Genomic DNA, 13,377 nt, shown 5'->3' on the forward strand with positions numbered 1-13,377 from the left:
ACGCCTGTTGCACGTGTGGTTCGCCGGAACCCGTCAGACTGGGTTTTTTCCCGACCCAGCTTCGTCACGCGCGCGGATGCGCAATAGTGTCGGTTGCTACTGGTGGCGTAACGAGTCGAAGAGGTGCCTGTCAGTTGAGCACGCTGCAGTTCAAGCGAACGGCACGCCTTGCTGCTCCCCGGCCTCCTGGCGGCGAGGTGCACCTCGAGCCGCCACCCGAGGTCCCCAGGATCATCCCCGGCAACATCATGATGAAGGCGATGCCCGTCGTCATGATCGTCGCCTCCGTGGGCATGATGGGCATGATGTTCGTGTACTCGAACAGGCAGCCCATGGCGATGCTCATGCCGGGCATGATGCTCATCTCGACCGTCGGCATGATGGCCAGCGGCATGGGCTCCGGCAAGGGCCAGAAGAAAGCCGAGATGAACGAGGACCGCAAGGACTACCTGCGGTACCTCGGCCAGATGCGCGACCGCGCCCGCGAAGCCGCCGACGAGCAGCGCGCCGAGCGCGAGTGGGTGCACCCGGACCCGCAGCAGCTGTGGTCGCTCGCCACCACCCGGCGCATGTGGGAACGCCGCCAGAACGACCCCGACTTCTGCCACCTGCGCGCGGGACGGGGCTCGCAGCGCCTCGCCACCCGCCTGGTGCCGCCGCAGACCGGTCCCGTCGAGGAGCTGGAGCCGATCGCGACGCTGGCGCTGCGCCGGTTCGTGCGCGCCCACTCGCTCGTCCCCGACCTGCCGATCTCCATCGCTCTGCGCGGGTTCGCCGCCGTCGGCCTGCTCGGCGACATCGAGGACCGCCGCAACCTCGCCCGCGCCCTGCTCGCCCAGCTCGTCACCTTCCACGCCCCTGACGACCTGCTGATCGCGGTCGTCAGCGCGGGCCGCACCAAGCAGCAGTGGGAGTGGGCGAAGTGGCTGCCGCACGTGCAGCACCCCACCGACATCGACGGCATCGGCCAGCGCCGCATGATGGCGAACTCGCTCGCCGAGGTCGAGGCGATGCTGGACGAGTACCTGCGCGACCGGCAGCGGTTCACCCGCAACGCCCCGCCGCCGCCCGACCAGCCGCACATCGTGATCGTGATCGACGACGGCGACATCAGCCGCGAAGAGATGATCATCCTGGAGGAGGGGCTGGTCGGCGTCACGCTGCTCGACCTCTCCGAGTGCCTGGGCAACCTGACCGCCCGCCGCGGTCTGCGCCTGGTCATCGAGAACAACCAGCTGGGCGCCCGTTCCGCGAGCGGCGTCGAGTGGTTCGGCGCACCGGACGGCCTGTCCGTCGTCGAGGCCGAGGCACTGGCCCGCAGGCTCGCCCCGTACCGCATGGGTGCGGCGGGCGACGTCGGCGGCGACGGTGGCGAGGACCCGTTGGCGATGAACAACAACCCGCCGCTGCTCGAGTTCATGGGCATCCCCGGCGACCCGATCACGTTCGACGTGCAGCAGGCGTGGCGGCCCCGGCCCAAGCGCGACCGCTACCGCATCCCGTTCGGCATCGGCGAGCACGGCCAGCAGGTCGAGCTCGACATCAAGGAGGCCGCGGAGGACGGCATGGGCCCGCACGGCCTGTGCATCGGCGCGACCGGTTCCGGCAAGTCGGAGTTCCTCCGCACGCTGGTGCTCGGCCTGCTGGCGTCGCACTCGTCGACCGCGCTCAACATGATCCTCGTCGACTTCAAGGGTGGTGCGACGTTCCTCGGTCTGGACAAGGCACCGCACGTCGCCGCGACGATCACCAACCTGGCCGGCGACCTCAGCCTCGTCGACCGCATGAAGGACGCCATCGCCGGTGAGGTCTCGCGCCGGCAGGAGGTCCTCGCGAAGGGCAACTACAAGAACGTCTGGGACTACGAGAAGGCCCGCGAGAACGGCGCCCAGCTCGACCCGCTGCCCGCGCTCTTCATCTGCATCGACGAGTTCTCCGAGATGCTGACGGCGAAGCCGGACTTCATCGACATCTTCCTCCAGATCGGTCGTGTCGGCCGGTCGCTGCAGATGCACATGCTCCTCGCGTCGCAGCGGCTGGAGGAGGGCAAGCTGCGCGGCCTGGACACGTTCCTCTCGTACCGGATCGGTCTGAAGACGTTCAACGCGGCCGAGTCGCGTGCGGCGATCGGCGTGCCCGACGCCTACGAGCTGCCGCCGATCCCGGGCTCCGGCTACCTCAGCGTGCAGGGCATGCCGCTGACCAGGTTCAAGGCGCTCTACGTCTCGGGCACCTACCGGCCGTCCGGCATGCAGTCCGCCGGTGAGTCGGTGGCCGTGCGCAGCGACAAGCGCCCGCGGTTCTTCGTGCCGGACTTCATCGAGATGCCGAAGGAGCCGGAGCGCCCCGTCGAGCCGGTCGCGGTCGCGGCCGCACCGGTCAAGGAGGACGCGAACGAGCCGACGCAGCTCGAGCTGATCGTCGACCGCCTCGTCGGCCAGGGCCCGCCCGCGCACGAGGTGTGGCTGCCGCCGCTCAACGAGCCGCCGACGATGGACACGATGCTGCCGCCGCTCGACGTGACGCCGGACCGCGGCCTCACGCCGCCGCAGTACCCGGCCAACGGCATGCTGCAGATCTCGGTCGGCGTGGTCGACAAGCCGTTCGAGCAGCGCCGCGACCTGCTGTGGGCCGACTTCTCCGGTGCCGCGGGCCACGGTGCGGTCGTCGGTGGCCCGCAGTCGGGCAAGTCGACGCTGCTGCGGTCGATCATCGCCTCGATGGCGCTCACGCACACCCCGCAGGAGGCGCAGTTCTACTGCATCGACCTCGGTGGTGGCACGCTCGCCGCGATGGAGAACCTGCCGCACGTCGGTGGCTTCGCCGGCCGTCTCGACGTCGACAAGGTCCGCCGCATGGTGGCCGAGCTGCAGACCCTGATCACCGAGCGCGAGCTGCGGTGGCGCGAACAGCGGATCGACTCGATGGTCGAGTTCCGCAACCGCAAGCGCCGCGGTGAGATCAAGGACGACCACTTCGGCGACGCGTTCCTGGTCGTCGACGGCTGGATGAACTTCCGCCAGGAGTTCGAGATGGTCGAGCCGCAGATCCAGGCGCTCGCCGCCCAGGGTCTGTCCTACGGCGTGCACGTGATCGTCGCCGCGAACCGGTGGGCGGAGATCCGGCCCGCGATGAAGGACCTCCTCGGCACCCGCTTCGAGCTGCGCCTCGGTGACCCGAGCGAGTCCGAGATCGACCGCAAGGTCGCGGCCAACGTGCCCCCCGGCCGTCCCGGTCGCGGTCTGACCGGCGACAAGCTGCACTTCCTCACGGCACTGCCGCGCATCGACACCTCGCAGGACCCGACCACGATCTCCGCGGGTGTCCAGGACCTCGACGCCAAGCTCAACCAGGCCTGGCAGGGCCCGCGCGCGCCGCAGGTGCGGATGCTGCCCGACGTGCTGGAGCACGCGCAGCTCATGGCGCAGGTCCAGCAGGTCAACCCCAACCGCGGCCACCTGGTCCCGGTCGGCGTCAACGAGGACGAGCTCGCGCCGGTCTACTTCGACTTCGACGCGGACCCGCACTTCATGGCGCTGGCCGACGGCGAGTCGGGCAAGACGAACATCCTGCGCACGATCGTCCGCGGCATCATGCAGAGCTACACCTCCTCGGAGGCGCTGATCGTCCTCGCGGACTACCGCCGCACGATGCTCGGCTTCATCGACACCGACCACCTCCTGACCTACGCCGTGTCGTCGACCCAGTTCGCCGACACGATCAAGGAGGTGCGCGGTTCGCTCGGCCGCCGCATGCCCGGCCCGGACGTCACCCAGGAGCAGCTCAAGAACCGCTCCTGGTGGACCGGCCCCGAGGTCTTCGTCGTCGTGGACGACTACGACCTCGTCGCCCCGCAGGGCGCCGCGAACCCGCTGCAGCCGATCGCCGAGTTCATCCCGCAGGCCAAGGACGTCGGTCTGCACGTGGTCGTCGTCCGCCGCATGGGTGGCGCCTCCCGCGCCATGTACGACCCGGTGATGGGCAAGCTGAAGGAGATCGCGGCCCCGATCTTCGTCGGCTCCGGCTCGAAGGAGGAGGGCGCGATCATCGGCACGCTGAAGCCGTCGCCCCAGCCTCCCGGCCGCGGCACCCTGGTGACCCGCAAGCACGGTCAGCAGCGCATCCAGTTCGCCTGGATCGCTCCGGACTAGCCGTTCCGCCCGGTGGCCCCCGTCGTTCCGCGGCGGGGGCCGCTCCGGTTTCCGGCACGGAGAAAGGCCCTCGTGGACCGGTGCACGTGAAAAGGGCCCGCAGCCGAAGCTGCGGGCCCACCGAACAGCAGGGGACTGTCCGGTTCCCCCCCCAAGAACCGACGCCCTTCCGGTCCGACCCACTGGGGAGGGCCGATCCGGCAGGACCACGACGGTCGCGACACCCCCCAGGGCTTGCGTTGCCGCTCTCGTCGTCCGGCTGAGGAGAACTCTGCCCGACGGCGCTCACACTCCGGTCACACCGCGAGCACGCGTCGCCGGGGCTGCTGGAGAGGCCGGTCCGGCCACGGTGAAGAGGGAGGTAACCGCGGTCGAACCGGCCACGCACATGGTCTCCGCGGACGCTCACAATCCGGTCACACAGGGGGGAACGTGGTAGGGCCTGTGTCGAGGTCCATGTTCGCGACAGCCGGGCCTGAGGCGGCCCCTGGGGGCACGGGCGACCAGCCCACATACAACACCGGTATGCGGGCTGGTCGCCCGCACCGCCAGGAACCACCTCAGGCGCGACTCTCATCGAACGGGACCTCGACACAGGCCCTAGCCGAGTACCGGGTGCTCGGTCCGCTGGAGGTGCTGCTCGACGGGGTCGTCGTGCCGCTGCCGGCCGGCCGGAGCCGAGTGCTGCTCGCCACGTTGTTGTTGCGCCCCAACCAGGTCGTCTCGATCGACGCGCTGGTCGACCGGCTCTGGGACGGTGAGCCGCCGACACCGGACCGGGCGCACAAGACGCTGCACACGGTGGTCATGCGGCTGCGCCGGGCGCTGGGCGAGGCGGACTGCGTGCGCACCTCGACCGGTGGTTACCTCGCCGAGGTGGCCGTGGACGCGCTCGACCTGACCCGGTTCCGCCGGTTGGTCGCGGCGGGGGAGTTGGCCGCCGCCGTCCGGTTGTGGCGCGGGCCGATGCTCGTCGACGTGCGGTCCGGTGCCCTGCACCAGCACGACGTCCCGCTGGTGACCGAGGAGTGGCTGCACGCGCTGGAACGGCGGATCAGCGCCGACCTCGACGCCGGCCGGGCCGCAGAGGTGGTGCCCGAGCTGCGCGGCCTCACCGCCCAGCACCCGTTCCGCGAGGCGTTCTGGGCGCAGCTGGTGCTGGCGCTCGCGATGTCGGGGCAGCAGGAACGCGCGCTGGCCGCCTACCGGGAGGTCCGGGCGCTGCTGGCCGACGAGCTCGGCGTCGACCCCGGTGACGAGCTGCGGGCGGTGCACCAGCGCGTGCTCGCCGGTCCCGTTCCGGCGCGCAGGACGGCGGCCGTGCTCCGGCCGGTCCCGCGCCAGCTGCCGACGACGACACCCCGGTTCGTCGGGCGGTCCGCCGAGCTGCGCGACCTGACCGGACTGGCGGCCGGCGACGGGCTGGTGGTCGCGGCGATCACCGGAACCGCGGGCGTCGGCAAGACGACACTGGCCGTGCACTGGGCGCGGGGCGCGGCGGACCGGTTCCCGGACGGCCAGCTCTACGTGAACCTGCGCGGGTTCGACCGCCACCGCGAACCGGTGGCGCCCGGCGACGCGCTCAGCCGGTTCCTCGAAGCGCTCGGCGTGCCGCCGGACCGCATCCCGGCCGCGCTCGACGCCCAGTCGGCGCTGTACCGCAGCCTGGTCGCCGAGCGCCGGGTGCTCGTGCTGCTCGACAACGCCCGCGACCCCGACCACGTGCGGCCGCTGCTGCCCGGTCCGTCGTCGTCGTTCGTGCTGGTCACGAGCCGCGACCGGCTCACCGGCCTGGTCGTGAACGAGGGTGCGCGCGAGCTGGCGCTGGACGTGCTCACGCCCGCGGAGGCACGCGCGTTGATCGTGAGCAGGCTCGGTGCGCGGCGCGCGGGTGACGCCGACGAGCTGATCCGGTGGTGCGGTGGCCTGCCGCTGGCGCTCGCGATCGTGGCGGCCCGCGTCGCCCAGTCGCCGGAGCTTCCCGCTGGCCGGGCTGGTCGCGGAGCTGTCCGACGCCCGCACCCGCCTCGACACGCTGGACACCGGTGACGCGGCGACCACCGTGTGCACCGTCTTCCAGTGGTCCTACCGGCAGCTCGGCCCGGCGACCGCGCGGGTGTTCCGGCTGCTCGGCGTGCACCCGGGGCCGGACATCACCGTCGCGGCCACCGCGAGCCTCGCCGGCCTCACCGAGGACGAGGCGCTGCGGCACGTGCGGGAGCTGGTCGAGGCGAACCTGCTCGCCGAGCCCGTGCCCGGCCGGTTCACGAGCCACGACCTGCTGCGCGTGTACGCGGCGGACCGGGCGGAGGCCGAGGAGCCCGCCGAGTCCAGGGCGGCAGCCGTCGAGCGGATGTACGACCACTACCTGCACACGCTGGTCGCGATCGACGCCTCCTGCTTCGCCGGGCGCAGGCAGGCGCAGGCGGTGATCGAGCTGCGGCCGGCACCGGGCACGCGGCCGGAGCTGCCGGCCGGGCGCGAGGAGGCCGACGACTGGTTCCGCGCCGAACGCGCCGTGCTGCGCGCGATCATGGTCCAGGCCGCGGAACGGGACCTGCACCGCTACGCCTGGCAGCTGCCGTGGTTCACCTTCGACCTGGTCGACCGGGTCGGCCCGTGGCAGGAGTGGGTCTGGTCGATGGAGGGCGCCGTGGCGGCGGTCACGCACACCGGTGAACGCCTCTGGGACGCCCGGATGCAGTTCACCCTCGCCGTGGCCCACTGCCGGGCCGGCCGCTTCGACGACGGCAGCGACCTCTTCGCGCGCAGCGCCGACGTGTACCGCGAGGTCGGTCGCGTGACCGGTCAGGCGCGCGCGTTGAGCGGGCTCGCGTGGTCGCTGGGCGAGGCGGGCCGGCTGCGGGAGGCGCTGGAGGTGTCCAAGGAGGCGCTCACGACGTTGCGCGCGTCGCCGACGCCGTACCCGTTGCAGACCGGGATGGCGCTGCACCAGGTCGCGGCTGACCACCTCAAGCTGGGCGAGTACGCGGAGGCGCTCGTGTGCTGCGCGGAGTGGGAGGCCGAGTTCGCGGTCGACATGACCGCGGAGTGGAAGGGGCTCCTCGCCGCGATGAAGGCCAGCGTCCAGGTGGGGCTGGGCGACCACGCGGTCGCGGTCGAGAACGCCCACCTCGCGCTGGGGCACTTCGAGACCGAGGGTTCCTGGCACCACATCGCCGACGTGCACAACACCCTCGGCGACGCGCACCTCGGCCTGGGCGAGCCCGACGCGGCGCGGAGCTGGTGGACGAAGGCACTGGAGGCCTACGAGTACAACGACCACGCCGACGCCGAGCAGGTGCGCGCCAAGCTCGCCGAGCTCCGCTGAGAACTGGTGAGCGGTGCTGGTGACCCCCCAGGAACTGTGCCACCAGCACCGCTGAGGAGAACTCTGCCAGGGGCCGCTCACACTTCGCTCACACCGGGACCACAGGGCCCCTAGACTGGGTTTTCGAGCCGGTGGAGGGGTGTGCGAGCCGAGTACCGGGTGAATCCGTCACCGTCGCGACAGGACGGTCGCAGGCACTGCTCGCCGGACTGGGAGGGCGCCGTCTCCGCGGCGAGCACCGGGCGGCAGCGACGAGCCCCCAGGTGCTTTCCCGTCGCTGCCGTTCCCGGCCGAGCACCACGTTGCCGCACGGCGCTCACACATCGGTCACACCGGGTCCGAAGAGGACGGGAGCAGGGAGTCATGAACGTCGAGTACCGCGTCCTCGGACGGGTCGAGGTGCTGCGTGACGGCGTGCCGGTGCCGTTGCCGGCCGGGCGCGGACGGGTGCTGCTCGCCACGCTGTTGTTGCGGCCCAACCGGTTCGTGCCGGTGGACGAGCTGGTGGACCGGTTGTGGGACGGGGAGCCGCCGACGGTCGACCGGGCGCACAAGACGTTGCAGATGGTGGTGCGGCGGCTGCGGGTGGCGTTGGGGGACGCGGACTGCGTGCGCACGGCGACCGGCGGGTACCTGGCCGAGGTCGACCCCGAGCGGCTGGACCTGACCCGGTTCCGGCGGCTCGCGGCCGACGGGGAGTTCACGGCGGCGCTGGCGCACTGGCGGGGACCGGTGGCAGCGGACGTCGACTCGGTGCTCCTGCACCGCGAGGACGTGCCGCCGCTGATCGAGGAACGGCTGGTGGTGCTGGGCCGCAGGATCGACGCCGACCTCGCGCGGAGCCGGGGTGCCGAGCTGGTGGACGAGCTGCGCGAGCTGACCGGCGAGCACCCGTTGCGCGAGGGGTTCTGGGCACAGCTGGTGCAGGCGCTGCACCAGGCGGGCCGGCCGCGGGACGCGCTCGCGGCCTACGAGCAGATCCGCGCGCACCTGGCCGACGAGCTCGGCGTCGAACCCGGCCAGCAGCTGCGGGAGCTGCACGAACGGTTGCAGGACCCGGAGGCCCGCAGCGACGTGCCGCGGCAGCTGCCCGCACCGTCGGCGCACTTCACCGGGCGGGACGCGGAGCTCGCGAAGCTCACCGCGCTCCTGGACGCGGGAACGGCGGTGGTGATCGCCACGATCGACGGCACGGCCGGCGTCGGCAAGACCGCGCTCGCCGTCCGCTGGGCGCACTCGGTGGCCGACCGCTTCCCCGACGGCCAGCTCCACGTCGACCTGCGCGGCTTCGACCCGTCCGCGCAGCCGCTCGACCCGTCCGCCGTGCTGGCCTCGTTCCTGGCCGCGTTCGGCGTGCCCGGCGGCAAGGTGCCCGCGGACCTGCCGGAACGGGCCGCGCTCTTCCGCAGCGTCAGCGCCGACCGCCGCGTGCTCGTGCTGCTCGACAACGCCCGCGACGTCGAGCAGGTCCGGCCGCTGCTGCCGGCCGGGCGCGGCTGCCTGGTCGTGCTCACCAGCCGCAACCGGTTCACCGGGCTGGTCGTGCGGGAGGGCGCGTTCCCGGTGACGCTGGACGTGCTCGCCGAGCCCGATGCCGTCGCGCTGCTCACCGCGCGGCTCGGCGCCGGCCGGGTGCGGGCCGAACCGGACGCGGTCGCGGACCTCGTGGCGTTCTGCGGCGGCCTCCCGCTCGCACTCGCCGTCCTCGCGTCCCGGGCGGCCGGGGCGCCCGAGCTGTCCCTGCGCGCGCTCGCCGACGAGCTGTCCGACGCGAGCGGCGGGCTGCTCACCGGCGTGGAGACGGTCTTCGCCACCTCCTACCGCTGCCTCGACCCCGACTCGGCCCGCCTCTTCCGGCTGCTCGGGCTCGCCACCGGCCCGGACGTCTCGCTGGACGCGGCGGCCGCGCTCGACGGCAGGCCCCGTTCCGCGGTGCGCCGGTCGTTGCACGTCCTCACCCGCATGAACCTGGCCGTCGAACGCGCACCGGGCCGCTACACGTGCCACGACCTGCTGCGGGCGTACTCGCAGACGCGGTCGGTGGCCGAGGACACCGACACCGGGCGGCACGAGGCGGTGCGCCGGCTGCTGGACTTCTACCTGCACACGGCGGAGAGCGCCGACCGGCTGCTGCGCCGCACCCGCGTCGCGCTGACGCTGCCGCCGCTCGCCGAGGGCGTGCACCCGGCGCTGCTCGCCGACCGGGCCGCCGCGCTCGCGTGGTGCGAGACCGAGCACCGCAACCTGATGGCCGCCGCGCGCCTGGCCGGTGAGCACGGGTACCACCAGCACGCGTGGCAGCTGCCCACCACGATGTTCGGCTACCTCAACTTCCGCCAGCTCCCCTCCGAGCGCATCGAGCTGTGCAAGGTCGCGCTCGCGGCGGCACGGGCCGCCGAGGACCAGTTCGCCGTCGGCAACACCCTGCACTCGCTGGGCAACGCGCTCGGCGCGCTCGGGGCGTTCGAGGAGGCCGACACCGCCTACGCCGAGGCGCTGGAGGTGCGGGAGGGCATCGGCCACCTGCACGGCATCGCCGTCACGCTCGACCAGTGGGCGGTCAACCAGGCCAGGCAGGGCCGCTTGGAGTCCGCGCGCTCCCTGCACGAACGGGCCGTGCGGCGCCGCCGCGAGCAGGGCGACCCGGCCGGGCTCGCCATGGCGTTGAACAACCAGGCCATGACCCTCGTGGCGCTGGAGGACCTGGAGGCCGCGCTGGCCGCGAGCGACGAGGCGTACGCCACGATCACCGGCGGCGGCATCGACCACCTGCTCCCGTCCACACTGGACACCCGCGGCCTGCTCCAGCTCCGCCTCGGCCGGGTCGACGCGGCGATGGACACGTTCCACCAGGTGCTGGCGCTGCCCGACGACGAGGTGCCCAACGCCGTCCGCGCCGTCACGCACGAGAACATCGCCGACGCACACCTGCGCTGCGGTCGCACCGCGGAAGCCGTTGCGGCACTGGAGGAAGCGCTGCTCATGCGGGAGGCGCAGGGCAACGCGCGCGCGGTCACCCGGCTGCGGGCGCGCCTCGCCGGGCTGGTACCGGAACGCCGCTGACGCTCACGCCTCCAGCTCGCGGACGAGCTCGCGGATCTCGCCCGTCCTGCTCAGTGCGCTGCGTTCGGAGATGACCAGGGCCTGGCGCGCGCAGGACAGCGCGGCGGTCACGTCACCGGCCGCGCGGAACACCTCGGCGCCGCTGAGGAGGGTCATGGTGCGCGTGAAGCTGCTCTCCTGGTCGAGCAGCGGGCCGGCGAACAGGTCGCGGTAGATCCGCACCGCGCCGTCGAGGTCGCCCATCCGGAACTTGGCCTGCGCCCTGGTGTCCTCCAGCGCGCCGTCCACGACGCCCAGCGAGGCGTACACCTCCGCGGCCCGGTCGGCGGTCTCGACGGCCTCCGCGAACTCGCCCAGCTCCACGAGGGTCATGGCGACGGCGTTCAGCGACCTGGCCCAGCCGCGCGGGTTGCCCGCCGCCCGCCAGTGCTCGCCGGCCGCGCGGTCGTGCCGCAGCGACTCCCGGTGATCGCCCTGTTCGAAGTGGACGTTGGCGAGCTCGGTCTCGGTGGTGGCGAGCGTCCACGGGTTGCCGTGCTCCCGCCGCAGGGCCAGGGCGAGGGTGAGCGACCGCAGCGCCTCCGCGAAGTCGCCGGACCTGCGGTGCGCCACGCCCAGGCTGTGCAGCGCGACCGACTGGCCGTACCGGTTCCCCGACCGCTCGGCGGCTTCGAGCGCGATCGCGTAGAGCCGGAAGAAGTCGTCGGCAGACCCGTTCACCTGCAGGTAGCTCCACAGGCAGCCGGGCAGCATCCACGCGTGGTCGAGGTGTCCCTCCGCCAGTGCGAACTCGCAGAGCTCGACGAGCAGGCCGTGTTCGTTCCGGCACCACGCGAGCGCGCCCTCGCGGTCGGTGAACGCGGCCGCCTCGACGACCGGGTCGCGTTCGGTGAGCGGTTTGTCGCGGCGGTCGACGCGGAGGGCGCGTTCGGCGTTGTCGACCGAGTGCAGGTGGTGGTCGAGGAACCGCACCACGGCGGCCCTGCGCTGCTCGGCGGTCTCCTCGGCGTCGGCGCGCTCGCGGGCGTGCAGGAAGAGCAGGTCGTGCAACGAGAACCGCTGCGGCGCGTGCTCCTCCGCGAGGTGGAAGCGGGTCAGCGTGCGCAGCAGCGCCAGCGCCCGCTCGCTGCTCACGCCGAGCAGGGCCGCCGCGGAGCGCGGGGTGAAGTCGGCGCGCGGGGCCAGGCCGAGCACCCGGAACATGCGGCGTTCGTCGGGCGCGAGCGCGGTGCAGGAGAGGTCGAACGCGGCCCGCACGGCCGCCTCACGGTCGTCGCCGATCTCCAGCGCCGCCAGGCGGTTCCCCGACCGCAGCTGGTCGACGAGGCTGCGCACGGACCGCTCCGGTTCGACGGCGAGCATCGACGCGGCGATCCGCAACGCGAGCGGCAGGCACACGCACAACCGCGCCAGCTCCGCGGTGGCCTCCTGCTCGGCGCGCACGCGCGCGGCGCCGATCATCTTCTCCAGCAACGCCAGCGCGTCGTCGAGCGGCAGCACGCCGAGCTGCAGCAGCGTGGCGTCGTTCAACGCCACCAGGCCGCGCAGGTCGGAGCGGCTGGTGATCACCGCGACGGACCGGCCGCCGGTGGGCAGCAACGGCCGCACCTGCTCGGCCGTGCGCGCGTTGTCCAGCAGCACCAGCACGCGGCGGTCGGCGACCAGCGAGCGGTACGTCCCGATGCGCTGACCGGTGTCGAGCGGGATGTCCTTCGACGACAGGCCGAGCCCGCGCAGCAGCTGGTCGAGCGCGTCGTGCGGGCTCAGCGGTTCCTCGCGGTCGTACCCGCGCAGGTTGACGGCGAGCTGGCCGTCCGGGAACCGGTCCTGCACGCGGTGCGCCCAGTGCACGGCGAGCGCGGTCTTGCCGACACCGGCGCTGCCCGCGATCGCCGAGATCACCACCGGGTGCCCTCCCGACAGCGACCGGTCGAGCCGGGCGAGGTCCTCGGTCCGCCCGGTGAACCGCGGCAGGTCCGGTGGCAGCTGGCGGGGACCGGTGGCGGCCCGCCGGGGTCCGGGGCCGGGCTCCGAGCGCAGGATCGACCCGTGCAGCTCCCGCAGCACCGTGCCGGGGTCGATGCCGAGCTCGTCGGCGAGCATCCGGCTGACCCGGCTGAACGCCTCCAGCGCCTCCGCCTGGCGGTCCGAGCGGTACAGGGCGGTCATCAGCTGGGCCCAGAACCGCTCCCGCAACGGGTGCTCCGCGGTCAGCGCCCGCAGCTCGGGCACCAGCTCGCCGGCCCTGCCGTCGTCGAGGTCGGCCTCGATGCGCTTCTCCAGCACCAGCAGCCGTTCCTCGACGAGCCGCGGCACGTCCTCGCGGTGCAGGGCGTCGGACGTCACGTTGGTGAGCAGCGGACCGCGCCACAGCGCCAGCGCGGCGTGCGGGTCGGTGCGCGCCAACGCACGGAACCGCAGCAGGTCCAGGTCCTCGACCTCGGCGAGGTAGCCGTTCGTGGTGGTGACCACGCGGTTGGCCGGCCCGAGCGCCCGCCGCAGCCGTGCGACCGTCATGTGCAACGTCTTGACCGCGCGGTCGATCGAGGGCGGTGAACCGTCCCAGAGGCGCTCGACCAGCTCGTCGACCGACACGAACCGGTTGGGGCGCAGGAGCAGCGTCGCGAGCAGCACGCGGCCCTTGCCCGCCGGCACCACGACCCGTTCACCGGCGAAGAGGACGTCCAGCGGTCCCAGCACGCGGTACTCGGCCCCCAGCACGCGCACGAGCTTAGGGCCGCCCCTCCGTCCCGGTGCGACCCACGCCCGTCCCGAAGCCCCACAGCGTGACCGGTGTGTCGCAATCCGTGATCCGCGGTGAACTCCCGGTGG

5 protein-coding genes are annotated in these 13,377 nt (G+C 72.8%); 4 read left to right on the forward strand and 1 reads right to left on the reverse strand.

Features of this window, described 5'->3' with window-relative positions; all coding sequences use genetic code 11:
* The first annotated feature begins 134 nt into the window (after nt 1-134).
* The 4 genes from eccCa (at nt 135) to ACVDFE_RS09290 (ending at nt 10,545) form a co-directional block, all read left to right on the forward strand.
* A complete protein-coding gene (eccCa, locus tag ACVDFE_RS09275) occupies nt 135-4,151 on the forward strand; it encodes a type VII secretion protein EccCa (RefSeq protein WP_360395762.1) in 4,017 nt (1,338 codons plus the stop codon).
* 615 nt (nt 4,152-4,766) lie between these two features.
* Complete coding sequence (locus tag ACVDFE_RS09280; protein WP_458430193.1) at nt 4,767-6,200, forward strand: BTAD domain-containing putative transcriptional regulator; 1,434 nt, start codon at nt 4,767-4,769, stop codon at nt 6,198-6,200.
* A gap of 649 nt (nt 6,201-6,849) precedes the next feature.
* On the forward strand, nt 6,850-7,482 hold the full coding sequence (locus tag ACVDFE_RS09285; RefSeq protein ID WP_458434298.1) for a tetratricopeptide repeat protein: 633 nt from the start codon (nt 6,850-6,852) through the stop codon (nt 7,480-7,482).
* A gap of 363 nt (nt 7,483-7,845) precedes the next feature.
* Complete coding sequence (locus ACVDFE_RS09290; RefSeq protein ID WP_458430194.1) at nt 7,846-10,545, forward strand: BTAD domain-containing putative transcriptional regulator; 2,700 nt, start codon at nt 7,846-7,848, stop codon at nt 10,543-10,545.
* Nucleotides 10,546-10,548: 3 nt separating this feature from the next.
* On the opposite strand, the gene ACVDFE_RS09295 is transcribed toward ACVDFE_RS09290, so the two are convergent.
* The gene (locus tag ACVDFE_RS09295; RefSeq protein ID WP_458430195.1) at nt 10,549-13,266 is read right to left on the reverse strand and encodes a BTAD domain-containing putative transcriptional regulator; all 2,718 of its coding nucleotides are present in this window, start codon (nt 13,264-13,266) and stop codon (nt 10,549-10,551) included.
* Between the last annotated feature and the right edge of the window lie 111 nt (nt 13,267-13,377).

It is taken from the genome of Lentzea chajnantorensis (genome assembly GCF_054300775.1).

Bases quoted from the DNA above. Each gene is read 5' to 3' on its own strand.
- ACVDFE_RS09285 (WP_458434298.1), top strand. From the start codon at position 6,850: ATGCAGTTCACCCTCGCCGTGGCCCACTGCCGGGCCGGCCGCTTCGAC.
- ACVDFE_RS09290 (WP_458430194.1), top strand. From the start codon at position 7,846: ATGAACGTCGAGTACCGCGTCCTCGGACGGGTCGAGGTGCTGCGTGAC.